The organism is Microbacterium sp. EG9, from assembly GCF_059759475.1.
On sequence record NZ_CM186217.1, the window covers coordinates 2,273,829 to 2,300,688 of the forward strand.

The following is a 26,860-nucleotide window of genomic DNA, read 5'->3' on the forward strand; positions in this document are numbered from 1 at the left end:
GGAACGCGGGCCGGAGCTCAGCAGCCGCAGCTGTGGCGGATCACCACGCGCGGGGCGAACACCGCATCGAAGCGCGTCTGCCCCTCCGGCAGCGGGCCGGCGGTGCCCGCCAGGATGCGGGCGGCGGCGCGGCCCATCGCCTCCATCGGCTGACGCACCGACGTGAGCGTCGGCGTGCTGAGACGGCCGGCCAGGATGCCGTCGAACCCGGTGACCGCGACGTCGTCGGGCACCCGCACGCCGAGCGCGGCGAGGGCGTCCAGCGCCATCAGGGCGTGCTGATCGGTGGCGCAGACGAGCACGCGCGGCAGGGCACCGCTCGCGTGCAGCGCGCTCAGCTGCTCGACCATGCGGTGCGGACCGCGCACCGTCCCGTCGATCGGCTCGTCGCGCGGGCGCAGACCCCAGCGGGTCAGCGACGCGCGGTACGCGGCGAACCGCTCGGCGTTGTCGAAGCCCTCCTGCCGGCCGACGAACGCGACGTCGTCGTAGCCGTGATCGCGCACGAGATGATCCACGAGCGCGCTCATGCCGCCCGCATTGTCCACGCGCACGCGATGGTGCGGGTCATCGCCCGGGGCGACGCTGAACAGCACCGTGGGGATGGTCGCGGGCATCCGCAGCAGCGCCGTCGGCAGCACGGGCGACGGGAAGATCGCCAGACCGTCGACCCGGCCCGCCGTGTCGGCCACCGAGACGTCGCTGTCGGAGCCGCTGGAGAGCACCACCGGCCGCCCCAGCATCCAGCACTCCAGCGCGAAGCCGCGCTGGACCTCGTCGACGTACAGCGGGAACGCGCGGGGATCGGACAGCGTCTCGTCGTCGGTCTGCGACCACGGGATGATGGCCCCGGCATCCAGCGGCGGACGGCGCGTGTCGGGCCGCGGCGGCGCGATGTCGCTCGGGTCGGCCCGCTCGAGCATGAGGTCGAACGCGTGCAGGCCCAGGATGCCGGTGCGACCGTTCGCGAGCCCACGGGCGGCGGCGCTCGGGGCGTAGCCGAGGCGGCGCGCCGCGGCCAGCACGCGCTCGCGCGTCGCCTCGCTGATGCGCTCGGGCCGGCGGAAGGCGAACGACACCGACGCGATCGACACGCCCGCCTCCTGCGCGACGTCGTAGACCGTCGGGCGACGCGAGCCGGCGTCACTCATGCGCAGCCCCTCCTCGTGTCCACGGCCGCCTCACGCGTCGGCGCGGCCTCCGACCCGCATCGGCAGCTCCAGGCCGAAGTGGACCGGGAAGAGGGGGTCGCCCGTATCCGACGGTACATCTTCGCGGGAGGCGCGCACGGCATCCATCGAGCGCGGCAGCTCGATCGGCAGGCGCCCCTCGGGGGCGATGCGGCCCGTGAGCACGTCGACGACCGCGCGCGACGAGCTGCCGAAGTCGACGACGATCGCCGACGCGAACGCCGCGAACGGGGTCAGGATGCCGGGACGGTCGAGATTGACCACGAGCACGAGCGGGCAGTGCGCGGCGATGCTCCGCATCCGGTAGACGCGGCCGGGCGGGAACTCGAGCGAGCCCTGGTGGAACCACGCCTCGAGGAAGAGGTCGTCGCGCGGCTCGAACGGCGCACCGAGGCGCACGAGCGCGAGATCCGCGTCGGCGGGGTCGGCGACGATCTCGCCCAGCTCGGCGACGTCTTCGGGGCGGAACCCCTCGACGTACACCCGGCGCCCGGCTCCGCTCAGCGGCAGCACCGGGTGATCCGCGCCCGGCGTCGGACGGTTCTGCACCACCGTCAGCGAACGCGCCTGCGCGCGCTCCCCCTCCGCCCGGAACTGCGCGTTCCCGACGATGCGCTCCGCCTCGTCGGGGTCGACGAACGGGTCGTCGAACAGGCCCAGCTGGAACTTCACGCGCAGGAGGCGAAGCGCGGACGCGTCGATGCGGGCCTCGTCGACGCGCCCCGCGCGCACGAGCTCGATCAGCAGGTCGACGCACTCCTCGCCGCCGAACTGGTCGGCCCCGGCATCCAGGATCTTGAGCATGCGCTCGCTCGGCGACAGCTCCTCGACGCCCCAGGCGCGCGCCGGCAGCACCTGGTCGCCGACGTGGTTGTCGTTGACCAGCTCCCAGTCGGTGACGACGACCCCGTCGAAGCCGAGCTCGCCGCGGAGGAGGTCCGTGACGATCTGCCGGTTGTAGCCGAAGCCGACCTCTTCGATGGGCACCCCGTTGCGCTCCAGCCCGATGGGCATGCCGTAGTACGGCATCATCGCGGCGGTGCCGCGGCGGATCGCCTCGCGGAACGGCTCCAGGTGGTACTCGAACATGCCGCCCGGGTAGACCTGCTCGCGCCCGTACGGGAAGTGCGCGTCCTCGCCGTCCTTCTGCGGACCGCCGCCCGGGAAGTGCTTTGTCGTGCACGCGACACTGTCGGGTCCGAGCGCGTCGCCCTGGAAGCCCTGCAGATAGGCGGCGGTGAACTCGGCGACCCGCGCGGCATCCTGCCCGAGGGTCTGGGCCTGCCGCCCCCAGCGGGGCTCGGTCGCGAGGTCGATCTGGGGGTGCAGGGCGGCGCGGATGCCGACGGCGCGGTACTCCTGGCGCGCGACGTCGGCGAACCGGCGCACCGTCTCGACGTCGTCGATCGCCGCCAGTCCGAGACCCTCCGGCCACTGCGAGAACGGGCCGGCGGCGAAGCCCACGCCGGTGTTCTCGACGAACGCGTGCCGCGGATCGGTGCTGACGGTGACGGGCACCCCGTGCGGGGTCTGCGCGGCCAGGGCCTGCAGGTTGTTGTTCCAGACGGCGGCCTGCCGGGCGGAGCGGATGGCGTGCACGTTGAAGTGCGACAGGTGCTTGCCCCGGACGACCGTGGTCGTCGGCGACTTCGAGATGCGCCCGGGCGTCTCCAGCAGCTCGCCCTCCTCCCCCACCTCGATGACGGTCTGGAACATCAGCCCGCACTTCTCCTCCAGGCTCATCCGGGCCACGAGGTCGGCGGCGCGCTCGTCGGCGCTCAGGCGCGGATCCTCGTACGGATCCATCACCCCGTTGCCGTTGAGGTCGCGGAAGCGGGTGCCGTCGGGCGCGGTGAGATACGTGGGGGTCATGATTCTCTTTCTCGAGGCGGGTCGCGGGGGCTCACTTGAGCCCGGTCGTGGCGACGCCCTGGATGAAGTAGCGCTGCAGGAAGACGAACAGCAGCAGGATCGGCGCGATCACGAGCACGGACCCCGCCAGCAGCAGGCCGTAGTCGGTCGCGTTCTGTCCGGTCGAGTACAGCGAGAGCGCCACCGGGAGGGTGTACATGTTCTCGGTCTGGGCCGCGACGAGCGGCCACAGGAAGTTGTTCCACGACGCGAGGAAGGTGAGGATGCCGAGGGTCGCCAGCGGCGGCCCGCACAGCGGCATGACGACACGGGCGAAGATGCGCAGCTCCCCCGCCCCGTCGATGCGCGCGGCCTCGATGAGCTCGTCGGGGATGCCGAGCATGAACTGGCGCATGAGGAACACGCCGAGCGGCGTCGTGATGAACGGCAGGATCAGCGCCGCGTAGCTGCTGGTCAGCCCGAGCGAGGAGACCATCACGAACAGCGGCACGAAGGTGACGACGCCCGGCACCATGAGCGTCACGAGCACCACGGCGAACAGGATCTTCTTGCCGGGGAAGTCCATCTTCGCCAGCGCGTAGCCGACCATCGAGCAGAACACGAGGTTGCCGAGCACGGTCAGCAGTGCCACGACGATGCTGTTGGTGAAGAAGCGGCCGATGTCGAGCGGGCCGAACCACTGGGCGAAGTTGTCCCACGTGAACTCGCGCGGCCACCACGTGGGCGGGCGCTGCAGGATCTCGGCCTGGGTCTTGACGGAGCCCAGCAGCATCCAGGCGAACGGCAGCATCCACACGATGAGGCCGACGACGAGCACGGTGTAGGTGACGGCCCGGCCGGTGACGGCGCGGCGCGCGCGCCGCGTCGGGCGGGCGATGACAGGAGCGGTCATGGCGGGGTCCTCTCAGTCCTTCGTCCGCAGAAGCCGGAACTGCAGCAGGCTCAGCAGCGCGATCGCGAGGAACAGGATGTAGCTGGCCGCCGAGGCGACGCCGTACTGCCCGAAGCCGAACTGCTTGAACGTGTAATAGGCGACCGACAGGGTCGAATCGAGCGGGCCGCCCTGGGTCATCACGAAGGCCTCCTCGAAGAACTGCAGGAAGCCGACCGAGATGAGCACGGCGCCCAGCAGCAGCGTCGGGCGCAGCATCGGCAGCGTGACCGCGGTGAGGCGCCGCCACGCCGAGGCGCCGTCCATCATGGCGGCCTCCTTGACGTCGGTCGGGATGGCCTGCAGGCCCGCCAGGAAGATCACCATCAGCGTGCCCACGTTGCGCCACACCGCCATCGCGATGAGCGACGGCAGCGCCCAGGTGGTGTCGTTCAGCCAGTCCGGCCCCTGGATGCCGACGACGGCGAGGGCGCTGTTGAGCAGCCCGTCCGGCTGCAGGATGTAGCGCCACACCACCGCGACGGCGACGATGCTCGTCACGACCGGTGCGTAGAAGCCGACGCGCAGGAACGAGACGATGCGCCCGCCGCCGGAGTTCAGGGCGAGGGCCAGTGCGAGGGCGACGGCCATCGTCACGGGGATGCCGACGACGACGAACGTCGCCGTCACGCCCATCGACTTCAGGAACGTGGGGTCGGTCAGCACCTTGACGTACTGATCGAGGCCCACGAAGTCGACCGCGAACGGGGAGCGGATGTCCTGCGCGCGGAAGTCGGTGAACGACATCGCGAACGAGCCCACGATCGGCACGATCATGAAGACCGCGAACACGATCACGAACGGGAGCGCGAACCCCCACGCGATCCATCCCTGACGCCGACGCCGGGACGACCCGGGTCGGCGACCACGGCCGCGACCGGAGACGGCGGCGGCCGCTCCGGTCGCGGCCAGTGATGCCTGCGTCATCTCGATCAGCCCATTCCGAGGGCGTCGGCCTTGCTCTGCAGCTCCTTCATGGCGTCTGCAGGGCTCTGGGTGCCCAGGCGCACCTTCTCGAGCACGGCGTCGCCCGCGGCGGCGACCTGCACCCACGTCGTGGTCGCCGGCACCGACTTCGCGGTCTCGAGCTGCGTGCCGAACGCGGCGAGCGTCGGCTGCGAGGCGAGGGCCTGCTCCTTCCACGCGGCCTGGACGGCGGGCAGGTCACCGGTCTTCTCGTACCACTGCGCCTGCGTCGTCGGATCGGTCAGCCACTGCGCGAGCTTCCAGGCGGAGTGCGCGTTCTTCGAGTTCTTGAAGACCGTGAGGTTCGCCCCGCCGCTGAACGAGGTGGACGACTCCTTCGTGGGCAGCACGGCGGTGGTGAACTTGCTGGAGAAGCCCTCCCCGCCGACCTTCTCGAGCGAGCCGATCATGAACGGCCCGTCGATGAGCATCGGGGTCGTGCCGGCGACGAAGTCCGCCTCCTGCGCGCCCGACGAGCGGTCGGCCGCCGGGTTGGCGATGCCCTTCTGGAAGAAGCTCTGGTAGTACTCGTACGCCTCCACCATCTGCGGCGTGTCGACGGTCCAGGTGTCGCCGTCGACGAGCGAGGCACCGTTGGACCACGGCATCCACAGCGTGCCCTGGAACGAGTCGTTGCCGCCCGGCAGGCGGATGCCGTACTCGGCACCGGCCTTGGACTGCATGTCGGCGGCCATCTGGCTCAGCTCGTCCCACGTGGTGGGGGCCGTGGTCCAGCCCGCCTTCTCGGCGAGGTCGGTGCGGTAGTAGAGCACGCGGGTGTCGACGTACCAGGGCGCCCCGGTCATGCGGTCGCCCACCTGGGTCGACGCGACGGCGCCGGGGAAGGTCCCGGAGGTGTCGAGGTCGGTCGGCACGGTCTGGAACGCATCGGCGAAGTCGGCCATCCAGGTCGAGCCCATCATGGCGATGTCGGGCGTCGTGCCGCCGGCGATGGCGGTCTGGATCTTGCTGTACGCGGCATCCCACGGGATCGCCGTGACCTCGACGGTGACGCCGGGGTTGGCCTCTTCGAACGTCTTCACGAAGTCGGGCAGCGCCTCGCCCTCCGCACCCATCGCCCACATCGTGATCGTGCCGGTGGCCGGCTCGCTTCCGATGGTCGTGGCGCTGTCGGGTGCGCTCGCGGCGTCGTCTGCGCGACCGCATCCCGCGAGCGCGAGCGCGCCGATGGCGACGAGAGCGACGGCTCCCAGCCGGACATGTTTCATGGTTCCTCCTCGAACGGGACACCCGCTGCGGTGTCGCTAGCCACTTTACTTATGCGCATAACCTTCGTCAAGACAGTGTCCCGCGAGAAACCATCGCCGCACCGAGACACCGCTGCGCGCGGCGTTTCTCGGTGCGCGAACGGTTTCTCGCCGACGGAGCGGCGAGCCGCTCAGTCGCGCGGGGCGTGCGCCTCGAGGAACTCGTAGAGGTCGGTCGTGTCGACGCCCGGGAACGAGCCGGTCGGCAGGGTCGCCAGCAGCGTCCGGGGCGTGCGGACGTTGGGCCAGGCCTGGTCGCGCCACTGCGACTCGAGCTCGGCGGGAGCACGGCGGCAGCACACCTCGACGGCATGGCGCGAGACGCCGCGGTTGGTGGTCTCGCGCCCGACGAACCACTTGGTGTCGTCGAAGCGCACCCCCACCGACACCGAGTGCGCACCCTCGCTCGAGGCTTCCACGCGCGCGGTGCACCAGAACGTGCCGTTGCCGGTGTCGGTGTACTGGTAGTACGGGTTGAACTTGTCGGGGATGTCGAAGACGACCCGGCTCGTCCAGCGGCGACAGCACAGCTGCCCCTCGATGGCCCCCAGGCGGTCGGAGGGGAAGTTCACGTCGTCGTTCTCGTACGCCTTCGTGATGGTCCCCGACTCGTGCACCTTCAGGAAGTGCACCGGGATGCCGAGGTGACGCGTGGCCAGGTTGGTGAAGCGGTGCGCCGCGGTCTCGTACGACACCGAGTACGCATCGCGGAGGTCCTCGATCGACAGCGCGCGGCGCGACTTCGCGTCGTGGAGCACCGGGACCGCGTGATCCTCGGGGATCAGCAGCGCCCCCGTGAGGTAGTTCGTCTCCACGCGCTGGCGCAGGAACTCGGCGTACGAGCGCGGCTCGGCGTGGCCGAGGATGCGACTCGCGAGCGCCTGCAGCACGGCCGTGCGCGAGTCGCCCTTCGCGGGCACCGTGCTCGAGAGGTACAGCCGCCCGTGCTTGATGTCGGCGACCGACCGCGTCGACGCCGGCAGGTCGGCGACGTAGTGCAGGGAGAAGCCCAGATGGGCGGCGATGTCCGACGCGGTGCGCTGCGTGAGCGGACCTCCGGGGTGGTCGACGGCGCGCAGGATGCCGCGGGCGTGCTCCTCCAGCTCGGCGAAGTAGTTGTCCTGTCGTCGCATGAGGTGGCGCAGCTCCACGTTCGCCCGCCGCGCCTCCTCGGGGGTGGCGGAGCGCTCGTCGCCGAGCCGCTCGATCTCCCCCTGCAGCGCGAGCAGCGCCCGCAGGGCGTCGTCGGGGACCGACTTGCCGATGCGGAACGGCTCGATGCCGAGCGCCCGGAACGTCTGGCCCTTCATGGCGCGCTCGAGGGCGATCTCGAGGGTGGCGCGCTCATCCAGCGGCGCCGCCTCGAGGAGCTGGTCGACCGTCGCCCCGAGGGCCTTCGCGATGGTGCGCAGGAGGGTGAGCTTGGGCTCGCGCTTGCCCGTCTCGATCATCGACAGCTGGCTCGGCGCGCGCTCGACGGCCGCCGCGAGCTCGTCGAGGGTCATGCCGCGGGCGGTGCGCAGCTGCCGGATGCGCCGGCCGATCGTGAGGGCGTCGGCCTCGTCGTCGGCGGCGCCCGAGAGGTCGGCGAAGGGAACATCGACGTTCATCATGTCCGGGATTGTGTCACAGAACGTGAACTTCGATCAATCTTCACAATGGATTTGGTTACTCCTGGCCTCAAACTTCACCCACAGTGGAGACACGAGCCACCGCCGGCCCCGCCCCGGCATCCGATGAAGGAGAGCACCATGACGATCCAGGCCACCCCCGGTCAGCCGCCCCTCCGCGCGGGCGACCAGACGCAGACCGCCGCCGAGCTGCAGGAGATCTGGGACACCGACCCGCGCTGGGACGGCGTCGAGCGCACCTACACCGCGGAGGACGTCGTCCGCCTGCGCGGCAGCGTCCGCGAGGAGAACACCCTCGCCCGCCGCGGCGCGGAGAACCTCTGGAACCTCCTGCACACCGAGGACTACATCCGGGCGCTCGGCGCGTACACCGGCGGTCAGGCGGTGCAGCAGGTACGCGCGGGCCTGAAGGCCATCTACCTCTCCGGCTGGCAGGTCGCCGCCGACGGCAACCTCGCCGGGCAGACCTACCCCGACCAGAGCCTCTACCCGGCCAACTCCGTGCCCGCCGTCGTCCGCCGCATCAACAACGCGCTGATCCGCCAGGACCAGATCGAGCACACCGAGGGCACCCTCACGCAAGACTGGCTGGCGCCCATCGTCGCGGATGCCGAAGCCGGCTTCGGCGGCCCGCTCAACGCGTACGAGCTCGCCCAGTCGCTCATCCAGTCGGGTGCCGCCGGCATCCACTGGGAGGACCAGCTCGCCAGCGAGAAGAAGTGCGGCCACCTCGGCGGCAAGGTGCTGGTGCCCACGCAGCAGCACATCCGCACCCTGAACGCGGCTCGGCTCGCCGCCGACGTCGCCGGCGTGCCGACCGTCATCATCGCCCGCACCGACGCGCTGGCGGCCGATCTGCTCACGAGCGACGTCGACCCCCGCGACCAGGAGTTCACGACCGGCGAGCGCACGAGCGAGGGCTTCTACCGCGTGCGCCCGGGCCTGGAGGCGGTCATCAGCCGCGGCCTGGCCTTCGCCCCCTACGCCGACCTGCTGTGGGTGGAGACGGGCGAGCCCGACATCGAGCTGGCCCGCGCGTTCGCGAGCGCGATCCACGAGCGGTTCCCCGGCAAGATGCTCGCCTACAACTGCTCGCCGAGCTTCAACTGGAAGCGTCACCTCAGCGACGAGCAGATCGCGACCTTCCAGCAGGAGCTGGCCGACCTGGGCTACAAGTTCCAGTTCATCACCCTCGCGGGCTTCCACGCCCTCAACTACTCGATGTTCGATCTCGCCTCCGGCTACGCCGAGCGCGCCATGAGCGCGTACGTCGAGCTGCAGGAAGCCGAGTTCGCCGCGGAGGCCCGCGGCTACACCGCCACCAAGCACCAGCGCGAGGCGGGCACCGGCTACTTCGACGTCGTTTCCACGGCGCTCAACCCCGACAGCGCAACCCTGGCTCTGGTGGGATCCACTGAGGCCGAACAGTTCCACTGAGCACCCAACCCCACACGACACAGAAAGAGCAGGGCCATGACTCCCACCGCCACGGGCACCGCGCCCGCATCGACCATCACCATCACGGGACCGATCCGCGACCGCTACGACGAGATCCTCACGCCCGCGGCGATCGCGTTCCTCGCAGAGCTGCACGTCCGCTTCGCCGGCCGCCGCCACGACCGGCTCGCCGACCGGATGCGGCGCCGCTTCGAGATCGGCAACGGGCACGACCCGCAGTTCCGCTCCGACACGGCCCACATCCGCGAGGACGCCGACTGGACGGTCGCCGGCGCCGGCCCGGGCCTGGAGGACCGCCGTGTCGAGATCACCGGCCCCACCGACCCGAAGATGACGATCAACGCGCTCAACTCGGGGGCGAAGGTGTGGCTGGCCGACCAGGAGGATGCCACGAGCCCCACCTGGCGCAACGTCATCGAGGGTCAGCTCTCCCTGTTCGACGCGATCCGCGGGCAGCTGTCGTACACGAGCCCCGAGGGCAAGGAGTACCGCGTCACCGCCGAGCGCACGCCCACGATCGTGATGCGCCCGCGCGGCTGGCACCTGGTGGAGAAGCACATCCGCTACACCGACCGCGCCGGCCGCGACCTCGCGGCATCCGGTTCGCTGGTCGACTACGGCCTGTACTTCTTCCACAACGCGCAGCGCCTCATCGACAACGGCGTGGGCCCCTACTTCTACCTGCCAAAGATCGAGTCGGCCGAAGAGGCGAAGCTGTGGGACGACGTGTTCACCTTCAGCGAGGAGTACATCGGCATCCCGCACGGCACGATCCGCGCGACGGTGCTGATCGAGACGCTGCCGGCCGCGTTCGAGATGGAGGAGATCCTGTTCGAGCTGCGCGATCACGTCGCGGGCCTGAACGCCGGGCGCTGGGACTACATCTTCTCGATGATCAAGAACTACCGCGGCCGCGGTGCGCGCTTCGTGCTGCCCGACCGCAGCCAGGTGACGATGACGGTGCCGTTCATGCGGGCCTACACGGAACTGCTCGTGAAGACGTGCCACAAGCGCGGGGCCTTCGCGATCGGCGGCATGAGCGCGTTCATCCCCAACCGGCGCGACCCCGAGGTGACCGCCCAGGCGTTCGAAAAGGTCGCCGCGGACAAGAAGCGCGAGGCCGGCGACGGCTTCGACGGCACGTGGGTGGCCCACCCCGACCTGATCCCGGTGGCACAGGCGGAGTTCGATGCGGTGCTCGGCGAGCGCCCGAACCAGATCGACCGCCAGCGGCCCGAGGTGAACGTCCGGGCATCGCAGCTGATCGACGTGCACATCGGTCTGCCGGTCACGGCGGCGGGCGTGTACGGCAACGTGTCGGTGGCGATCCGCTACATCGAGGCGTGGCTGCGGGGCCTCGGCGCCGTCGCGATCGACAACCTCATGGAGGATGCCGCGACCGCCGAGATCAGCCGTAGCCAGGTGTGGCAGTGGATCCACCAGGACCGCACCACCGACGACGGCACCCGCATCACGCGCGAGTACGTGGAGGGCCTCATCGAGCGGGTGCTCGGCGAGGTGGAGCGGCGCCCCGTCTCCGCCGAGGACCGTGGCGACCGGTTCGACGACGCGGCGGCCATCTTCCGAGATGTCGCGCTGGGCGAGGACTTCCCGACGTTCCTGACGCTCGGGGCCTACGCCGACTACCTGACCGACGAGGACTGAGCGTCGCAGGCGGGGGCGGATGCCGCGGCATCCGCCCCCGCCTGCGTGCGTCCGCCCTGGGCACGGTCGATCACCGCCGCGAGCCAGACCGCGCCGAACCCGATCACGGCGGTCATCGCCTGCGTGATCAGGGCGATCGCTCCGCTCGGGAAGCTGTGCTGGGTCATGACCGGCGTCACCAGCGCGGGGATGACCGCGAGGACCAGCACGATCCACGACAGGGGGTGGCGTCCCCGGGCGATCAGCCAGCCTCCGACGCCGGCGATCAGCATCACCATCGCCTGGTTGAGGACGAAGCGCCAGACGTCGGCCGGCTCGACGAGGTTCCCGCCGGCGCGCTGGAGCCCGAAGGTGGCCCACAGCAGCAGCACGACGGCGGCCAGCGTGAAGGCCCCGAGGCGCCGCCACCCCGACGTGGGCAGCAGGACGATCGCGGTGAGGATCGCACCGAGCACGAGGAGGAACTGCGCGGCGTTCAGGAAGGGGATGTCGGTGGCGATCGTCCCCGCGAAGCTCTCCGACTGCACGATCGCGGAGAAGTCGGTCGCGACCCCGAGGTAGACCCCGAACATCATCAGCACGATGGCCGCCCCGTAGCGGGCGGCGCCGTCGAAGCGGAGAGTCGGAGCCATGGGCAGAGAGTAGCCGACATCCTCCCTACAATCGGGGGATGGAAGGCGGACGGGGCCCGGATGCCGGGACGAGCCGGCGCGAGTTCCTGCGCCGCACGGGGATCGGCGCGGCGGGGCTGGCGATCGGCGGCTCCGCGGCGGCGGCGGTCACGACGGCCGCCACGGTGCACCCGCCCGAGTTCACGCCGCTCGCCCCGCGCCACGCACCGGGCTTCGATCACGTCGTGGTCGTGATGTTCGAGAACCGCAGCTTCGACAACGTGCTCGGACACCTCTACAGCGCGCAGGAGAAGTCGGCGGGCGAGTTCGACGGGATCGCGCAGGGCGCGTACGCCAACGCGGGACCCGACGGCGTGCCGGTTCCGGCGCACATCTACGCCGGCTCCACCGACGCGATCATGCAGCAGCCGCAACCCGACCCGGGCGAGACCTACCCCCACGTGAACACGCAGCTGTTCGACGTCATCGACCCGCCGTCCAACGCGGACCTGCGGGCGCACCCCCTGTCCGATCCGTTCAACGCGCCGCCGGCGGGCATGCAGCCGGCCAACAGCGGGTTCGTCACGGACTACATCGTGAACTTCCGGCTGAGCATGCGACGGGAGCCCACGGCCGAGGAGGTGGCGGTCGCGATGGGCGGCTTCGCCCCCGAGATGCTGCCGGTGCTCTCGACCCTCGCCCGCGAGTTCGCGGTGTACGACCGGTGGTTCGCGGCCGTGCCGTCGCAGACCTTCTGCAACCGGTCGTTCTTCCACGCGTCGACGTCCCACGGGTTCGTCACGAACCACGACGGCGACGACTACGAGAAGTGGATCGAGGCGCCGGCGACACCGACGATCTTCAACCGGCTGGAGGCGGCCGGCATCCCGTGGCGGGTGTACTACGACCCGACGCAGCTCGTGTCGCTGACCGGGATGCTGCACGCGCCCGTGCTGGAGCAGTACTGGAAGACACACTTCCGCGATATGCGCCAGTTCTACGCCGATGCCGCGCAGGGCACGCTGCCCGCGTACTCGTTCATCGAGCCCCGCATGATCTTCAACCACAACGACATGCACCCGCCCTGGGGCGAGCTGCGCGACGGCACCCTGACCCTCGACGACGGGTCGACGCTCGAGATCGACAACAGCGCCGTGTCGGATGTGCGCGCGGGCGACAAGCTCATCCAGGACGTCTACGACGCGATCCGCACGAGCCGCACCCGCGGCGGCTCGAACGCGATGAACACGGCCCTGGTCATCACCTTCGACGAGCACGGAGGGACCTTCGACCATGTGGCGCCGCCCGCCGCAGCTCCGCCCGGATCGGGCGAGCCCGGCGAGATGGGCTTCCGCTTCGACCGACTCGGTCTGAGGGTGCCGGCGATCGTCGTCAGCGCCTACACCGCCGCGGGAACGGTCATCCACGACGAGATGCACCACGGCTCGGTGATCAACACGCTCTGCCGCCTCCACGGTCTCCGGCCGCTGACCGCGAGGGATGCCGGGGCCAACCCCGTCTTCAACGCGATCAATCTCACGGTGCCGCGCCAGCCCTACACGTGGCCGCAGCCGTCGTCGCTGTGGCGACCGCCCAACCCCGAGGCGGTCGCCGAGCAGACCACCGCGACGCACAAACGGCGGCCGCTCACGTCGCCCGCGCGCGGACTGGTGGGGCTGCTGATGTCGCGCTTCAACCGCGACGCCGTCATCCCCACCACCTACGGCGAGGCGTTCGACGCGCTGGTGGAGCACGGCGACGGACTGTTCGGCACGACCGACGCGGAGGTGCGCTGACCGTCGACGGAGCGGGGTTGACAGGTATGGCTAATGTCATTAGCTTTAGGGCTATGGAAACAAGCCCGAACGACACCGCCGCCGCCGCGTTCGCGCGACTCGGCATCCATCACCTGCGCCGCCCCGAGGGACGCGTCGCCTACCGCCTCACCGGAGAAGGACCGCTGGTCGTCTGCGTGCCCGGGATGGGCGAGATCGCCGCCGCGTACCGCTACACCGTGCCCGCGCTCCGCGCCGCCGGCTTCCGCGTGGCGGTCATGGACCTGCGCGGCCACGGAGACTCCGACGCCACGTTCTCCGCCTACGACGATGCGGCCGCCGGAAGCGACGTGCTCGCGCTCATCGCGCACCTGGGGGCCCCGGCGGTCGTCGTCGGCACCTCGATGGCGGCGGGCGCCGCGGTGTGGGCGGCGGCCGAGTCGCCCGAGGCGGTCCGCGCCCTCGCGCTGATCGGCCCGTTCGTCCGCAACGCCCCGACGAACCCGGTCGCCGCCGCGCTCTTCCGCCTGCTCATGCAGCGCCCGTGGGCGCGCGGCGCCTGGCTGGCCTATCTCCCCCAGCTCTACCCGGGCCGCCTCCCCGCCGACTTCACCGCGCACCGCGACGCCATCCGCGCGGCGATGGCGCGACCGGGGGCGACCGCGGCCTTCGTGCGCACCACGCGGACCGACCACACCCCGGCGGAGGAACGCCTGCCCCGGGTCACGGCCCCCACGCTGGTCGTGATGGGAACCGCCGATCCCGACTTCCGCGACCCCGCGGCGGAGGCAGCGTGGGTCGCCGAGCGCCTGAACGCCCGCGTGGAGCTGATCGACGGGGCCGGGCACTACCCGCAGGCCGAGGATCCCGAGAGGGTCACCCCGGCGCTCGTCGCCTTCTGCCGCGAGGTGACGGGTGCCTAGGGCCGGGCTCACCCCCGACGCCGTGGTCGCCGTCGCGCTCGAGGCGATCGACGACGTCGGCAGCGAGGCTCTCACGCTCGCGGAGGTCGCCGCGAGGGCGGGTGTCAAGGTCCCGAGCCTGTACAAGCACGTCGCCTCGCTCGAGGTCCTGCGCACCGCCGTCGCGACGGCGGCGACCCGCGAGCTCGCACACGAACTGCGGATGTCGGCCGTCGGCGTCTCCCGGGCGGAGGCGCTCGACCGGCTCTGCCGCACCTACCGGTCGTATGCGCTGCGGCATCCGGGACGCTACGCGGCGACCCAGCGGGCGCCGCTGCCCGGCGAGAGCCGCGACGACGCGCACGCGCGCGCCGCCGCCGAGGTGCAGGAGGTCGTCTCGGCGACGTTGCGCGGCTACGACATCGCCGACGACGATCAGCTCGTCGACGCCACCCGCGCGCTCCGCGCCGCGCTCCACGGGTTCTGCGCGCTGGAGAACGGCGGCGGGTTCGCGATGCCGGTCAGCGTGGAGCAGAGCTTCGCGCGGCTGATCGCCGGGCTCGATCGGATGCTGTCGACCTGGTCGAGCTGAGAACTCTCGCCGGGGGCCGAGTCACTCCCGTCCCGGATCGATCGGCGCGAAACGGCCCAGACCGCCTCCGCCGACGAGTCGCGACGCGGCGAGCGCGCCGGCGACGGCCAGAAAGATGGGCAGCAGCAGGGTGAAACCGGTGCCCGTGAACTCGATGATCAGCGCGATGGCCGTGAAGGGCGCCCTCATGTTGGCGGCGAGGAAGGCTCCCGCCGCCACGATCGCCAGGGCGGTCGCGTCGGCGCCCGGCCAGATGAACGCCCACCCCGCCGCGGCCGCGGCGCCGAGCGACGCGCCGATCGCGACGGACGGCTGCAGCGTGCCGCCGATCGCACCCGAGCCCAACGAGATCCCCGTGACCACGTACTTCAGGACCGCCAGAGCGAGCAGCAGGAGCGCCGGCTGCGTGAGATCGAACCCGGCCGTCGCCAGCGCCCGGCCGTTGCCGAGCAGCAGGGGGAAGAAAGAGCCCACGACCCCCACCGCCGCGAACGTCAGCGGGAGGACGAGCAGCAGCCGCCACCCGGTGGGTCGCCGGCGCGACAGCCGTGCGGTGACCGCGGAGAAGCTGGTCGCCCCCCAGCCCATGAGGGGGCCGATGAGCAGCGCCGCCACCAGCAGCGAGGGGTTCACCTCCACCGGCGCCACCTGGTAGAGCGATCCGTCGGCCACCAGCGGACGGGCCACGAAGGTGGCGATGGCGCTCACCGACAGCGCGACGACGGCGGCCCCGGCGCTGAACCGCGCCAGCAGGATCTCGATCGCGAACAGTGCGCCCGCGAGGGGGACGTTGTAGACGGCGGCGAGACCCGCGCCGGCCGCCGAAGCGATGAGGATGGTCCGCCAGCGCGCGTCGATGCCGAACCACCGCACGAGGGTGGAGCCCGCCATCGCGGACAGCTCCCGCGGCGCCACCTCCTTGCCGATCGAGGCGCCCAGACCGACCGAGGTCACCTGGATGACGGTGTCGGCGAGCGTCTCCCACACCGGCATCCGCGTGCCCGCGACGCCCTCCTCGACGCTCGCGATGCGCCGGCCGAACCGGCGCAGCAGGTACCAGCCCCCGGCGGCGATGACGCCCGCGGCGGTGAGGCTGACGATCGGGAGCCACCAGGGCGAGGGAAGGGCCAGGCCGTCGAGGAAGGGGCCTTCGGCGCTTCCCCACACGAGGTGCTCGACCGTGTGCACGATCCACACCAGCAGGAGCACGGCCACTCCGGTCGCGACGCCGACCGCGGCGGTGGCGACGCCCAGCCGGACCAGCGCCCACAGACCGGCACGGCGGGCGCGCGAGCGCTCCCCACGCGGCCGCGTGCGGGCCGTCACGGTGCCGCCATCGGCGCCAGCCGCACCTCGACGCCGCGCTCACGAAGCTCCGCGGCCGCCACCTCGTCGAGCTCGTCATCGGTGACGACGACGTCGAAGGCATCCAGCGGCGCGACCTTGAAGCGCTCGCTCGCACCGTACTTGGTGCTGTCCGCGACGAGCACGCACACCGAGGCGGCGTCGAGCACGGCGCGCTTGAGGGTGACCTTGTCCAGCTCCGGGGTCGTGACGCCGTGGGTCGTGTCCCACGCGCCCGTGCTGAGGAATGCGACGTCGACGGCGAGCGCGCCGAGGGTCGCGGCGGCCAGCGGGCCCGTCGCGGATCCGCTGGCGGCGTCGACGGTGCCGCCGGTGTGGATGGTCTGGATCGAGGGGTAGTCGCGCAGCGTCGCGATGGCGAAGAAGTCGTTGGTGACGACGGTGACCCCGCTGCGCAGCGCCAGATGCGGCACGAGCGCCTCGCAGGTGGTCCCGGCATCCAGGAAGACGACGCTGTCGTCGACGACCAACGCGGCCGCCTCGCCGGCGATGGCCTTCTTGCGGGGAAGCTCGAGCACGGCGCGCGAGGTGCGCTCCCGGGGCGTCTCGGTGCCGGCGCGCTCCGTGAGGCGTACGCCGCCCTGCACCGACACGACGCGTCCCTCGGATTCGAGCACGACGATGTCGCGGCGCACCGTCATGTGCGAGACGCCGAGGAGCTCGGCGAGATGGCGGATGCTGAGGGCACCGGCGCCGCGCAGCAGCCGCAGCAGCTCGTGTTGACGCTGCTCGGGGATGAGGGGCGGATCGCTGGCCATGTCGTCTGATTCTAGGGCGGTCCCGCGACCGCCCGCGGCACGCGCACGTTCGAGATTGTTACTACATGTGAATTCTTGTGCTACCGTGTGCATCGATGTTACGCAAACACGAAGTCCTCCACGCCATCGCCGACACCGGCGCCCTGCTCATCATCCGCCTGGACTCGGCGGACGAGGCCCTCGCCGTCGCGCGGGCAGCCGTCGCCGGCGGCATCCGCGCACTCGAGGTGACGCTCTCCGTCCCGAGCGCCTTCGATGTCATCCGCACGCTGTCGCAGGAGTTCGCCGACGACGGCATCGCCGTGGGGGCGGGAACGGTCCTCGACGAGCAGGCGGCGTTCACGGCCATCACCGCCGGAGCCCGGCTGCTCGTGAGCCCCAACCTCAACCCGCAGATGATCCGCCTGGCCAACCGCTACCAGGTCGCCACGATCAGCGGCGCCTTCACGCCGACCGAGTTCGTCCAGACGATGGAGAGCGGCGCCGACATCGTCAAGCTGTTCCCCACCGAGATCGCCGGCCCCGACTACCTCCGCACAGTCCTGGCGCCCCTGCCGCAGACCCCGGTGCTGCCGGCCGGCGGCGCGACGGTGCACAACGTCGGCGACTGGTTCGACGCCGGAGCCCTCGCCGTGGGCGTCGGCTCGGCCGTCACCAAGGCGGCGCGAGCCGACGGCGACTACCTGCGCGTGACCCGGGCCGCGACTGACTTCCTCGACGCGATCCGCGACGCGCGCCACTGACCCGTCCCCCGCGGGCCCTTCCCGCGCGGGCGACGCCGCCCGTCCCACCCTCCCCTTCCCGACCACGACAACCCCCGAACCGCCCACCACAAAGGAGTGCACACGATGACCGACACCCTCGCGGAAACACCGCTTCTGACCACGCAGGAGAAGAGGTCCGTCCGGATCCGCTGGTTCCTCGTCGGCTTCCTCATCCTGGGCGGTGTGGTGAACTACCTCGACCGCTCGACCCTGAGCGTCGCCAACACCACGATCGCCGGGGAGTTCGGGCTCAACGCCTTCGAGATGGGCCTGCTCCTGTCGGCGTTCTCGTGGCCCTACGCGATCGCGAACCTCCCCGCGGGCTACCTGGTCGACAAGTTCGGGCCGAAGCGGATGTTCGCCTTCGCCGCGGGAGCCTGGTCGCTGGTGTCGATGGTCACCGCGGCCGCGAACTCCTTCGGCGTGCTCTACGCGCTGCGGGTCGCCCTCGGCATCACCGAGTCGCCGTTCTTCACCTCGGCCCTGAAGGTCAACGAGCGCTGGTTCAACAAGCGCGAACGCGCTCTGCCGGTCGCCCTCGTCAACACCGGCTCGCAGATCGCCAACGCCATCGCCCCGCCGCTGCTGACCTTCCTGCTGCTCACGATGAGCTGGCGCGGCATGTTCGTCATCGTCGGCGCCCTCGGGATCGTCGTCGCTCTGGTGTGGCTCCGCATCTACCGCGACCCCACGCTGAGCGAGCAGGCGCTGATCAAGGGCGCCCAGGCGCAGGAGGCGATCGCCTCGACCGCGCCGAAGGTGGGCTGGGGCCGGCTGCTCCAGCAGCGCAACACGTGGTTCATGGTGCTCGGCGCCTTCGGCATCTTCTACACCGTCTGGGTGTACCTGACGTGGCTGCCCAGCTACCTGCAGACAGCCCGCGGCTTCAGCCTGGCCCAGAGCGGCTGGCTCGCCTCCCTCCCCTTCCTCTGCGGCATCATCGGCGTCGTCTTCGGCGGCTGGCTCTCCAACCGCCTCGTCTCGCGCGGCGTCAACACGGTACGCGCGAGCAAGATCCCCATCGTCGGCGGCGCGGTGCTCGCGGCCGCGGCGGTGCTGCCGGTGGCCTACGTGGACAACACGCCCCTCGCGATCACCCTGCTCTCGGTCGGCTACTTCGCCTCGCAGGTGCCGATCGGCTGCCTGTGGACCCTGGCCTCCGACGTCGCACCCTCCAATCAGGTCGCCTCCCTCGGCGCGATCCAGAACTTCGGCGGGTTCGTCGGCGCCGCCGTGGCTCCCGTGGTCACCGGTGCGATCCTGACCGCGACGGGTGGCAACTACACGCTCGTCTTCCTCATCGGCGGGGTGCTGCTACTGGTCGGGGCGCTGTCCTACGGTTTCTTCGTGAAGGACCGCTCCGGCCGCACCGCCTGAGCCCGCGGCGAGGGGCGGCGACGCCCCTCGCCACCGCCCTGGAGAGTCACATGACTTCGCATCTCTTCTTCGTGATCGGTCCCGCCGGCAGCGGGAAATCGACCGTCAGCACGCTCATCGCACGCCAGCTCGGCGCCGCCTACCTCGACAAGGACAGCGTCGCGACCCTGTTCACCGAGGCGCTCCTGGTGGCCCACGGCAGCGATCCCCACGAGCGCGACAACAACGCGTACTACCAGCAGGTCGTGATGGATCTGGAGTATCAGACCCTGCTGCGCCTCGCCGGCGACAACCTCCGGCTCGGGACGCCGGTGGTGCTCGACGCCCCGTTCGTGAGGTACTTCCCGCAGCCGGACTACCTCGAGCGCGCCGCGCTCGCCCACGACTGGCCCGCCGACACCCGCATCACCGTCGTGCACGTGAGCGTCGACGGCGCGCGGGTGCGCGATCGCGTCGCCGGTCGGGGCTACCAGCGCGACAGCTGGAAGCTCGCCCACTGGGATGAGTTCTGGGCGAGCGCCCAGGCCGCCGAATGCCGGTGGCGCGGAGCCCACCACGCCCTCTACGACAACAGCGCGGACGGGCGCGACGACGACGCGATCCGCGCGGCCATCGCCGCCCTCGTCTGAGCGGCGAGCCACGCGGCGCCGAGGAGAGCGGCATCCGTCCCGGCGCGCGCGATCTCGATCCGCACATCGACGAACGGGGCACGAAGTTCAGCTCGCAGGCCCTCCGCGAGGGGCGCGACCAGAGCGGTTCCGAGCGCGGAGACGCCCCCGCCGAGCAGCACGACGCCCGGATCGACGGTGGTGATCACCGGAGCCAGTGACGCGCCCAGCTCCCCCGCAGCCGCTGCGATCACCTGGGCGGCCACCGTGTCGCCCTCCCGCGCACGTCGAGCGATCTCGCGCAGCGGTGCGGCGACTCCCGAGCGCTCCGCGAACGAGCGCTCGATACCCGGCCCGCTCGCGAACGCCTCGATGTGGTCGCGTCCTCCGCACGAGCACACACGTCCGCGCATCGTGGCCGCGCGCAGATGCCCGATAGATCCGGCCATCCCGGATGCGCCGCGCAGCAGCTCACCCTCGGACACGACGGCTCCTCCGATGCCCGTCCCCACCGCGACGAAGACGAAGCGGTCCCGGTCGGAGCCCAGGGCGAGCTCCCCGAGCGCGGCCGCGTGCACGTCGTTGACGACGACGACCGGGACACCGAGCCGTGCGACGAGTCCTGCGGCCACGGGAGTGCCGCGCCACCCGGCGAGATGATCGGTAGCGTGCGTGACGACGCCGTCCTCATCGAAGGCCCCTGCGCTGCCGACGCCGACCGCGGCGACCGGACCGGCCGCCTCGATCACCTCGCGCACGAGCGCGGCCGCCGCATCGAGGATGGCTGCCGCCCCCTTCGCTGCCGGGGTCGGCCGCTGGACGCGGTGGCCGATCTGCCCGCCCTCGCGCACGAGGGCGGCCGCGATCTTGGTGCCGCCGATGTCGACGGCGACGACGGCCCGTGCGCTCTCCTCCCGGACGCTCATCGCGCTCCAGGGGTCACCGCGACGAAGCGGCGCGTGATGGCGATGGGATCGGTGATCGCTCCCCCCACGACGACGGCGTGGGCGCCGGCGTCGAAAGCCGCGGCCACCTCGGCGGGCGTCTGGAAGCGGCCCTCCGCGAGCACGCGAACACCGCGCGCCGCGAGTCGGGCGACGAGGTCGAGGTCGGGCCCACGGTGCTGTGGCGAGTAGGGCGTGTAGCCCGACAGCGTCGTGCCGACGAAGGTGGCTCCGGCGTCCCACGCGGCCATCCCCTCGTCGAACGTCGACACATCCGCCATCACCGCGACGCGCGCGTGCGTGATCGCGCTGCGCACGCGCGCCGCGACGTCCGCCACGACTTCGAGGGTGGCATCCACCGCGACGATGTCGGCCCCGGCATCCACGAGCGCGACGACCTGCTCATCGGTCTGCGTGATCACGTTCCGGCGCACCCCCATCCGCTTGTCGAGCCCGATGATCGGGACGTGCGTCGACTCTCGCACAGCGGAGATGTCGTGCACGCCGTTGACGCGCAGCGCGGCGGCGCCCCCGCGCAGCGCACTGGCGGCCAGCCGCGCGATCGTCGGCGTGTGACGCAGCGGAGATCCGTTCGATGCCTGACACGAGACGATCAGTCTCCCCTCGACCGCGACGACGGCGTCTTCACTTGAGTGCACCGGCACCGACACCTCCTACGAAGTAGCGCTGGAAGACGACGAACAGCACCAGCGCGGGAAGGGTGAACAGTACGGATGCCGCCATCAGCGGACCCCACTCCAGGTTCCGCTCGCCGAAGAACGAGTACAGGCCGATCGACAGCGTGTACTTGCTCGCGTCGTTGAGATAGATGAGCGGATTGAGGAAGTCGGTCCATGCCCAGACGAACTGGAAGATCGCGGCGGTGATGAGCGCGGGTCGTGCCTGCGGGAGAACGATCGACCAGTAGATGCGCAGCTCGGAGGCCCCGTCGATCCGCGCGGCCTGCAGCAGCTCGTTGGGCACCGAGGTCAGGAACTGGCGCAGCATGAAGATGAGGAACGGCGTGCCGAAGAACGCCGGAGCGACCAGCGGGATGATGCTGTTCGTCGCTCCGAGACCGTTCCACATCAGGAACAGCGGGATCATGGTCACCTGCGGCGGCAGCATCATCGTCGCCATGACGATCACGAGCAGCGGCCGCTGACCGCGCCATCCGATCTTCGACAGCGAGTAGGCCACCAGCGGCGAGGCGATGAGCATGCCCAGCACGGACAGGCCCGCGATCACAATCGTGTTCAGCAGGTACTGCCAGAACGGGATCTCTTCGAACACCGCGACGAAGTTCTGCAGCGTCCATTCGGTGGGCCACAGCGACGGGGGCGCACTGAAGATGTCGTCGGGCAGCTTGAACGCGGTGCTCAGCATCGACAGGAACGGGAAGACGAACGCCAGCACGAGCAGCCAGATCGCGAGGTATCGGGCGGTGGTGCGCGCGGCGCGGCGCGCCGTCGTCCGCCGACGGGAGGCGCCCGCCTGCCGCGGGTCAGTCGCGGTCAGAGCCATAGTGGACCCATTTCTTCGAGGACCACAGCAGGACGAGCGTGATCGCGAGAGTGAGCAGGAACAGCACCCAGGCCATCGCCGACGCGTAGCCCATCTTCAAGAAGACGAAGGCGTTCTGGTACAGGTACATCGCGTAGCTGATCATCGATTGGCCAGGTCCCCCGCTCGCCTCGTTCAGTCGCGTCTGGGTGAGCAGATACGGCTGCGTGAAGATCTGGAGGTAGGCGATCACGGTCACGATGATCTGGAAGAGCGTGACGGGAGAAATGGTCGGCCACGTGACGTAGCGGAACCGGGCGAACCAGCCTGCGCCGTCGAGCTCGGCGGCCTCGTAGAGCTCGGAGGGCACGTCCTTGATCGCCGCGAGGTAGATGATCATCGTGCCTCCGATGGTCCACAGACACATCAACACGATCGCCGGTTTCCCCCACTGGGGCTGCTCGAGCCACTCCGGCTGCGGCAGATGCAGCAGCCCGAGGAAGTAGTTGACGAATCCGTACTGGGTGTTCAACAGCCACCGCCACAGGTAACCGCCGACCACGATCGGCACGATCGTCGGCAGATAGACCAGGGCGCGGTAGAGCGGCTGACCGCGCACCGGGAGGTTCAGCAGGTGGGCACCACCGATGGAGATGAGGATCGTGAGCGGCACGCCCAAGACCGCGAGGAACAGCGTGTTGGCCAACGCCTTCCAGAAGGTGTCGTCCCGCATCATCTGGGCGTAGTTGTCCAGGCCGACCCACGAGGGCGGCTGGAAGAGGTTGAAGTCGGTGAAGCTGTACACCGCCGAGGCCACCACGGGCCACACGATGAAGACAGCGGCGCCGATGAGGAACGGCGACGCGAACGCCAGACCCAGAAGGGTCTGGCGTCGCGCGCCGCGGGGGGCGGTCGGTGCCATCAGTACGAGGAGACCTTGCCGGCGACGGAGGCCAGCGCCTCATCGGGGCCGGCGACGCCGCGGACGATGTCGTCGAAGGCCGTCGCCAGGTCGGTGGAGTACTGCGCGCTGTACGGCTGGCTCGCGAGCGACTTCGCGTTGGGGCTCGCGAGCGCCTTCAACCACGAGTCGAAGTGGGGGATCTCGGCGTAGGCGGGGTCGTCCAGCAGGGTGGTCTTGGAGGGCAGGTTGCCGAGGGCGAGCGTGAAATCGACCATCGGCTTGTCCTGCACCATGTACGCGAGGAACTTCGCCGCCTCGGTCTTGTGCTTCGAGTTGCTCGGGATGAACAGCGTGCTGGTCGTGACCTGCGTGGTCCCGGCGAGCGCGGGGCTGGCCGCCGGGATGTCGATCACGCCCCAGTTGAGGTTCGGGGCGACCTTGGGGATGTTCACCGCCTGCCATTCGCCGTCGACGACCATCGCCTGCTTGCCCGTGTAGAAGGGATCCTGCGCGGACATGTACTGGCCGAGACCCGACGCGAAGGTCGCAATCTTGTCGGCACCGAACGTGTCGGTCAGTGTCGTGGTGTACCAGTCGAGGGCCGCGACGTTCTTGGGGTCGTCGGGGGTGGGAGTCTTGCCGTCGGCGCCGTCCCAGGTGCCACCGAAGGCGTAACCGAGGGTCGTGAACAGAGTGGATGCCGAGGGGTTGCCGAGCCCGATCTGAGTGATCGCCCCGCTGCCGTCGACGACCGTCAGCTTCTTCACGGCATCCGCGAGCTCATCCATGGTCGTGGGCGGCTTCACACCCGCCTTGTCGAGGAGGTCCTTGTTGTACATGAGCTGCTGGGTGTGCACCGCGATCGGGAGCGCGTAGATCTTGCCGTCGAAGGTCATCTGCTCCATGGATGCCGGCGCGAACGCCGAGGTGTCGACCTTCTCCGCCGCGAGGTAGTCGTCCAGGGGCGCGAGGATCCCCTTGGAGGCCCACGAGCCGACGGTGTTGCCGAAGTTGTCGGAGATGTCGAAGCTGCCGTTGCTGGAGGACATCGAGGTGAGCTGCTTCTGCGCGTCGGGGCTCGAGACACCGACGACCTTGATGTCGGACTGGCTGGCGTTGAAGTCGGCGATGATCTTCTCCAGCGCCTTCGCCTCCTCTCCGCCCCACAGATAGGAGAAGGTGATCGTGGTCGGGCCGGAGGGCGCGGCCGCCGCGCAGCCTCCCAGAGCGACGGACGCCGCGAGGACGCCGGAGAGCGCGACGGCGCGGGTGAGGACCCGCCGTCCCGTGGTGGTCATTTCCATGGTGTTCCTTCGAGGTGCGTGGGTTCGGGTGGTGAAGCTCGGTAGGAATTGGTGTACTCCATTTTTTCGGAGCGTGTCAAGAGATTTCTCCAAAGATCGCGTTTTGGCACCTCGACAGGCGCCACCGTTCTGTGCAATGGTTATATCCAATTCGCACACGGCAGCGGATGTCCCCTGCCGAGGATCCGCGGGAGCACGATGACCGACGCGCAGCACAGCAAGTCCGAACGCCTACGACAGCACCTCGTCGAGGTGATCGGGCAAGGGCTCGAGCCCCATTCCCGTCTGCCCACCGAGCGCGACCTGGCGACGGAGTTCGACGTCAGCCGTCTCACCGTCCGCCGTGCGCTCGACCGGCTGGAGCACGACGGGCTGGTCTACCGCGTCCAGGGCGCCGGCACGTTCGTCGCCGCACCCCGGATCGCCAAATCCGTCGAGCTGACCTCGTTCAGCGAGGACATGCGCGCGCGGGGACTCGAGCCGGGCTCGTCGGTGCTCGTGACCGAGACGATCCCGGCGGGAGCACGCCTGGGCGCGCGGCTTCGCATGAGCCCGTCCGAGGATGTCTTCCACATCCGCCGCGCGCGGACGGCAGACGGGGAGCCCATGGCCCTCGAGGACTCCTACCTCAACCCGTCGTTCTTCCCCGGGCTGATCCAGAACGTCGGGAACGACTCGCTCTACCGGATCCTGGAGCAGCAGTACGGCATGCGGATCGAGTGGGCCGAGCAGAGCATCCAGGCGAGCGTCCTCGACCCCGAACAGGCCGACATCCTGCAGGCACCGGCGTTCTCGCCCTGCTTCTTCGTGACCCGAACCAGCTTCGACGCGCAGGACCGTGCGATCGAGTACGCCGAGTCGACCTACCGCGGCGATCGCTACCACTACGAGCTCCAGATCCATCGTTCGCGCTGAGGAAGCAGGACCCACCGCATGCGAATCGCCCTCGTTCCGCTCGACGAACGACCGGTCAACATCCAGCTGCCCCGCCAGGTCGCCGCCATCGCGGGCGTCGACCTGCTGATCCCGCCCGTCGACGCGCTGCCCAGGTTCCGAACGCCGGCCGACGTGGACGCGCTGCACGGCTGGCTTCGCGAGGTGGCAGCCGCTTCGGCGGGAGGCGACGGCGTGGACCACCTCGTCGTCTGCATCGACACGCTCGTGCACGGTGGCATCATCCCCGCCCGCATCACGGCGGACTCGCCGCGCATCGCGCTGGACCGCCTCGACCTGCTCCGAGAGCTCCACGAGCTCCGCGCCGCCGCCGACCATCCCGCGCTCGTGATCACCGCGGCATCCCTGGTCATGCGCGCCAGCGACTCATACTCGGCGGTCGAAGAGCCCGAGTACTGGAGCGCCTACGGACGCGCGCTGCACGCCCTCGGCGGCGCGCTCCATCACGCACTGGAAGCCGATCTGCTCCCGGGCGAACCTCCGCAGGTTCCTGCCGTGGCGGTCCCGCGCGCCGAGCAGAGCGATTTCGAGCGTCGACGCCTGCGCAACCACATCATCAATCTCTCCGCGCTCGGTCTGCACGAGGAGGGCGTCATCGATGCCCTCGCGGTGACCGCCGACGACACCGCCGCCTTCTCGGCCGGATCGGCCGAACAGGTCTGGCTGCGTCACTGGGCGCGCGCCCTGCCGCGCGGCGGTGAGGTGATGATGTATCCCGGCGCCGACGAGGTGGGCGCCCTCCTCGTCGCCCGCGCGCTCGTCGCCGCCGGCGGCGACCGCCCGACGTGGCGGATCGCCTGCGGCGAGGACGACGGCCTCACCCGCATCCCGAACTTCGAGAACGCCCCCGTGCACGACAGCCTCGTGCGACAGATCGTCGCCGCCGGCGGCATCGTCGCGGATGACGACAGCACGGTCGACGCCGTGCTCGTCGCACACGCACCCGATCCCGAACACGGTGACTGCTTCGGCCGTGTGCCGCGCTCCGATCCGGCGGCCGTCGAGGCGACCGTGTCGGCAGTGCGCGACGCGCTCGCGTCCGGTGCCATCGTGGCGCTCGCCGATGTCCGCTACAGCAACGGCAGCGATCCGGCGCTCGTCGACCGACTCGCCGCGGAGGGGCTGCTGCTGCGGCTGACCTCCTACGGCGGCTGGAACACGGCCGGCAACGCGATCGGCGGCGCCGTCGCCGCGGCGACGGCCTGGTGGGTCGGCCGCCGAGACGGCACCGCCGACCCGCGTGCTCTCCGAGAGGCGCTGCTCACCCGGATCCTCGACGACCATGCGTACCAGAGCGGCATCCGCCCGGCCCTGCACGAGAGTGTCTTCGGCGGCACGGTCGGTCCGGTCGACGACGACACCGAAGCCCGAGCCCTCCACCGCATCGGCGCGGAGCTCCAGAGCCGCCTGGACGATCTGCTCGCCGGTGACGACGCCTGGACGGTCGCCTCGGTCGCGCTGCCCTGGCACCGCAGCTTCGAGGTCGACATCGCGCTGGCACGGCGCTGAGCGAACCGG

General features: G+C 70.5%; 24 protein-coding genes. 10 read left to right on the plus strand and 14 right to left on the minus strand.

Features of this window, described 5'->3' with window-relative positions; translation table 11 throughout:
- Positions 1-17: 17 nt before the first annotated feature.
- The 6 genes from AC6CQV_RS10715 to AC6CQV_RS10740 form a co-directional block, all read right to left on the minus strand.
- Entirely contained in the window at positions 18-1,151 is a 1,134-nt protein-coding gene (locus tag AC6CQV_RS10715; protein ID WP_191007990.1) for a LacI family DNA-binding transcriptional regulator, read from the minus strand.
- A 30-nt stretch (positions 1,152-1,181) separates the two neighbouring features.
- Positions 1,182-3,062, minus strand: coding sequence for a glycoside hydrolase family 3 protein (locus AC6CQV_RS10720; RefSeq protein ID WP_498259451.1), 1,881 nt, complete (start codon positions 3,060-3,062; stop codon positions 1,182-1,184).
- Between the two features lie 31 nt (positions 3,063-3,093).
- A complete protein-coding gene (locus AC6CQV_RS10725; protein WP_121189194.1) occupies positions 3,094-3,954 on the minus strand; it encodes a carbohydrate ABC transporter permease in 861 nt (286 codons plus the stop codon).
- Between the two features lie 12 nt (positions 3,955-3,966).
- Positions 3,967-4,920, minus strand: coding sequence for a carbohydrate ABC transporter permease (locus tag AC6CQV_RS10730; protein ID WP_101305741.1), 954 nt, complete (start codon positions 4,918-4,920; stop codon positions 3,967-3,969).
- A 5-nt stretch (positions 4,921-4,925) separates the two neighbouring features.
- A complete protein-coding gene (locus AC6CQV_RS10735) occupies positions 4,926-6,188 on the minus strand; it encodes an extracellular solute-binding protein (protein ID WP_060960393.1) in 1,263 nt (420 codons plus the stop codon).
- 170 nt (positions 6,189-6,358) lie between these two features.
- Positions 6,359-7,840: a helix-turn-helix domain-containing protein gene (locus AC6CQV_RS10740; RefSeq protein WP_498259452.1), complete on the minus strand. Its 1,482-nt coding sequence runs from the start codon at positions 7,838-7,840 to the stop codon at positions 6,359-6,361.
- A 138-nt stretch (positions 7,841-7,978) separates the two neighbouring features.
- Between AC6CQV_RS10740 and aceA the strand changes: the two genes are divergently transcribed.
- Complete coding sequence (gene aceA, locus AC6CQV_RS10745) at positions 7,979-9,295, plus strand: isocitrate lyase (RefSeq protein ID WP_060960402.1); 1,317 nt, start codon at positions 7,979-7,981, stop codon at positions 9,293-9,295.
- A 36-nt stretch (positions 9,296-9,331) separates the two neighbouring features.
- The gene (gene aceB, locus AC6CQV_RS10750) at positions 9,332-10,981 is read left to right on the plus strand and encodes a malate synthase A (protein WP_191007984.1); all 1,650 of its coding nucleotides are present in this window, start codon (positions 9,332-9,334) and stop codon (positions 10,979-10,981) included.
- Here the strand turns inward: aceB and AC6CQV_RS10755 are convergent.
- On the minus strand, positions 10,960-11,613 hold the full coding sequence (locus tag AC6CQV_RS10755) for a hypothetical protein (protein ID WP_498259453.1): 654 nt from the start codon (positions 11,611-11,613) through the stop codon (positions 10,960-10,962). The genes aceB and AC6CQV_RS10755 overlap by 22 nt on opposite strands.
- A gap of 38 nt (positions 11,614-11,651) precedes the next feature.
- On the opposite strand from AC6CQV_RS10755, the gene AC6CQV_RS10760 reads away from it, so the two are divergent.
- From AC6CQV_RS10760 to AC6CQV_RS10770, 3 genes are read left to right on the plus strand one after another with little or no spacing between them, the layout of a single operon-like run.
- Positions 11,652-13,388 (plus strand): alkaline phosphatase family protein, encoded by a 1,737-nt coding sequence (locus AC6CQV_RS10760; RefSeq protein WP_498259454.1) that lies wholly within the window; start codon positions 11,652-11,654, stop codon positions 13,386-13,388.
- Between the two features lie 53 nt (positions 13,389-13,441).
- Positions 13,442-14,290 (plus strand): alpha/beta fold hydrolase, encoded by an 849-nt coding sequence (locus AC6CQV_RS10765; protein ID WP_498259455.1) that lies wholly within the window; start codon positions 13,442-13,444, stop codon positions 14,288-14,290.
- Positions 14,283-14,861 (plus strand): TetR/AcrR family transcriptional regulator, encoded by a 579-nt coding sequence (locus AC6CQV_RS10770; RefSeq protein ID WP_101305736.1) that lies wholly within the window; start codon positions 14,283-14,285, stop codon positions 14,859-14,861. The genes AC6CQV_RS10765 and AC6CQV_RS10770 overlap by 8 nt, the downstream gene beginning before the upstream one ends.
- Before the next feature lie 21 nt (positions 14,862-14,882).
- Here AC6CQV_RS10770 and AC6CQV_RS10775 read toward each other — a convergent pair whose 3' ends face one another.
- A complete protein-coding gene (locus AC6CQV_RS10775; protein WP_498259456.1) occupies positions 14,883-16,187 on the minus strand; it encodes a chloride channel protein in 1,305 nt (434 codons plus the stop codon).
- Positions 16,184-16,984, minus strand: a complete 801-nt coding sequence (locus AC6CQV_RS10780; protein WP_061782311.1) for a DeoR/GlpR family DNA-binding transcription regulator — start codon at positions 16,982-16,984, stop codon at positions 16,184-16,186. The genes AC6CQV_RS10775 and AC6CQV_RS10780 overlap by 4 nt, the downstream gene beginning before the upstream one ends.
- Before the next feature lie 95 nt (positions 16,985-17,079).
- Between AC6CQV_RS10780 and AC6CQV_RS10785 the strand changes: the two genes are divergently transcribed.
- The 3 genes from AC6CQV_RS10785 to AC6CQV_RS10795 all read left to right on the plus strand — a co-directional run bounded on the left by AC6CQV_RS10785 (position 17,080) and on the right by AC6CQV_RS10795 (position 19,754).
- Complete coding sequence (locus tag AC6CQV_RS10785; RefSeq protein WP_060960385.1) at positions 17,080-17,727, plus strand: bifunctional 4-hydroxy-2-oxoglutarate aldolase/2-dehydro-3-deoxy-phosphogluconate aldolase; 648 nt, start codon at positions 17,080-17,082, stop codon at positions 17,725-17,727.
- Positions 17,728-17,832: 105 nt separating this feature from the next.
- On the plus strand, positions 17,833-19,125 hold the full coding sequence (locus tag AC6CQV_RS10790) for an MFS transporter (protein ID WP_498259457.1): 1,293 nt from the start codon (positions 17,833-17,835) through the stop codon (positions 19,123-19,125).
- Positions 19,126-19,175: 50 nt separating this feature from the next.
- Positions 19,176-19,754: a P-loop nucleotide/nucleoside kinase family protein gene (locus AC6CQV_RS10795; RefSeq protein ID WP_191007978.1), complete on the plus strand. Its 579-nt coding sequence runs from the start codon at positions 19,176-19,178 to the stop codon at positions 19,752-19,754.
- Here AC6CQV_RS10795 and AC6CQV_RS10800 read toward each other — a convergent pair.
- Genes AC6CQV_RS10800 through AC6CQV_RS10820 form a run of 5 tightly spaced genes read right to left on the minus strand, consistent with a single transcriptional unit; the run spans position 19,688 to position 24,388 of the window.
- The gene (locus AC6CQV_RS10800; protein WP_498259458.1) at positions 19,688-20,659 is read right to left on the minus strand and encodes an ROK family protein; all 972 of its coding nucleotides are present in this window, start codon (positions 20,657-20,659) and stop codon (positions 19,688-19,690) included. The genes AC6CQV_RS10795 and AC6CQV_RS10800 overlap by 67 nt on opposite strands.
- Positions 20,656-21,342: an N-acetylmannosamine-6-phosphate 2-epimerase gene (locus AC6CQV_RS10805; protein ID WP_492492673.1), complete on the minus strand. Its 687-nt coding sequence runs from the start codon at positions 21,340-21,342 to the stop codon at positions 20,656-20,658. Before AC6CQV_RS10805 ends, AC6CQV_RS10800 begins: the two co-directional genes overlap by 4 nt.
- Complete coding sequence (locus AC6CQV_RS10810; protein ID WP_121189176.1) at positions 21,323-22,201, minus strand: carbohydrate ABC transporter permease; 879 nt, start codon at positions 22,199-22,201, stop codon at positions 21,323-21,325. Before AC6CQV_RS10810 ends, AC6CQV_RS10805 begins: the two co-directional genes overlap by 20 nt.
- Positions 22,182-23,102, minus strand: coding sequence for a carbohydrate ABC transporter permease (locus AC6CQV_RS10815; protein ID WP_232783994.1), 921 nt, complete (start codon positions 23,100-23,102; stop codon positions 22,182-22,184). Before AC6CQV_RS10815 ends, AC6CQV_RS10810 begins: the two co-directional genes overlap by 20 nt.
- Positions 23,102-24,388 carry an ABC transporter substrate-binding protein gene (locus AC6CQV_RS10820; protein WP_498259459.1) on the minus strand — a complete coding sequence of 429 codons (1,287 nt, stop codon included), beginning with the start codon at positions 24,386-24,388 and terminating at the stop codon, positions 23,102-23,104. The genes AC6CQV_RS10815 and AC6CQV_RS10820 overlap by 1 nt, the downstream gene beginning before the upstream one ends.
- A gap of 198 nt (positions 24,389-24,586) precedes the next feature.
- On the opposite strand from AC6CQV_RS10820, the gene AC6CQV_RS10825 reads away from it, so the two are divergent.
- Positions 24,587-25,303 (plus strand): GntR family transcriptional regulator, encoded by a 717-nt coding sequence (locus AC6CQV_RS10825; protein ID WP_198553676.1) that lies wholly within the window; start codon positions 24,587-24,589, stop codon positions 25,301-25,303.
- Between the two features lie 18 nt (positions 25,304-25,321).
- Complete coding sequence (locus AC6CQV_RS10830) at positions 25,322-26,851, plus strand: DUF4127 family protein (protein WP_498259460.1); 1,530 nt, start codon at positions 25,322-25,324, stop codon at positions 26,849-26,851.
- The last annotated feature ends 9 nt before the right edge of the window (positions 26,852-26,860 follow it).

Bases quoted from the DNA above. Each gene is read 5' to 3' on its own strand.
- AC6CQV_RS10815 (WP_232783994.1), bottom strand. From the start codon at position 23,102: ATGGCACCGACCGCCCCCCGCGGCGCGCGACGCCAGACCCTTCTGGGT.
- AC6CQV_RS10785 (WP_060960385.1), top strand. From the start codon at position 17,080: ATGTTACGCAAACACGAAGTCCTCCACGCCATCGCCGACACCGGCGCC.
- AC6CQV_RS10760 (WP_498259454.1), top strand. From the start codon at position 11,652: ATGGAAGGCGGACGGGGCCCGGATGCCGGGACGAGCCGGCGCGAGTTC.
- AC6CQV_RS10780 (WP_061782311.1), bottom strand. From the start codon at position 16,984: ATGGCCAGCGATCCGCCCCTCATCCCCGAGCAGCGTCAACACGAGCTG.
- AC6CQV_RS10790 (WP_498259457.1), top strand. From the start codon at position 17,833: ATGACCGACACCCTCGCGGAAACACCGCTTCTGACCACGCAGGAGAAG.
- AC6CQV_RS10725 (WP_121189194.1), bottom strand. From the start codon at position 3,954: ATGACCGCTCCTGTCATCGCCCGCCCGACGCGGCGCGCGCGCCGCGCC.
- AC6CQV_RS10755 (WP_498259453.1), bottom strand. From the start codon at position 11,613: ATGGCTCCGACTCTCCGCTTCGACGGCGCCGCCCGCTACGGGGCGGCC.
- AC6CQV_RS10825 (WP_198553676.1), top strand. From the start codon at position 24,587: ATGACCGACGCGCAGCACAGCAAGTCCGAACGCCTACGACAGCACCTC.
- AC6CQV_RS10795 (WP_191007978.1), top strand. From the start codon at position 19,176: ATGACTTCGCATCTCTTCTTCGTGATCGGTCCCGCCGGCAGCGGGAAA.
- AC6CQV_RS10800 (WP_498259458.1), bottom strand. From the start codon at position 20,659: ATGAGCGTCCGGGAGGAGAGCGCACGGGCCGTCGTCGCCGTCGACATC.
- AC6CQV_RS10765 (WP_498259455.1), top strand. From the start codon at position 13,442: ATGGAAACAAGCCCGAACGACACCGCCGCCGCCGCGTTCGCGCGACTC.
- AC6CQV_RS10720 (WP_498259451.1), bottom strand. From the start codon at position 3,062: ATGACCCCCACGTATCTCACCGCGCCCGACGGCACCCGCTTCCGCGAC.
- AC6CQV_RS10730 (WP_101305741.1), bottom strand. From the start codon at position 4,920: ATGACGCAGGCATCACTGGCCGCGACCGGAGCGGCCGCCGCCGTCTCC.
- AC6CQV_RS10715 (WP_191007990.1), bottom strand. From the start codon at position 1,151: ATGAGTGACGCCGGCTCGCGTCGCCCGACGGTCTACGACGTCGCGCAG.
- AC6CQV_RS10810 (WP_121189176.1), bottom strand. From the start codon at position 22,201: ATGGCTCTGACCGCGACTGACCCGCGGCAGGCGGGCGCCTCCCGTCGG.
- aceB (WP_191007984.1), top strand. From the start codon at position 9,332: ATGACTCCCACCGCCACGGGCACCGCGCCCGCATCGACCATCACCATC.
- AC6CQV_RS10830 (WP_498259460.1), top strand. From the start codon at position 25,322: ATGCGAATCGCCCTCGTTCCGCTCGACGAACGACCGGTCAACATCCAG.
- AC6CQV_RS10740 (WP_498259452.1), bottom strand. From the start codon at position 7,840: ATGATGAACGTCGATGTTCCCTTCGCCGACCTCTCGGGCGCCGCCGAC.
- aceA (WP_060960402.1), top strand. From the start codon at position 7,979: ATGACGATCCAGGCCACCCCCGGTCAGCCGCCCCTCCGCGCGGGCGAC.
- AC6CQV_RS10820 (WP_498259459.1), bottom strand. From the start codon at position 24,388: ATGGAAATGACCACCACGGGACGGCGGGTCCTCACCCGCGCCGTCGCG.
- AC6CQV_RS10735 (WP_060960393.1), bottom strand. From the start codon at position 6,188: ATGAAACATGTCCGGCTGGGAGCCGTCGCTCTCGTCGCCATCGGCGCG.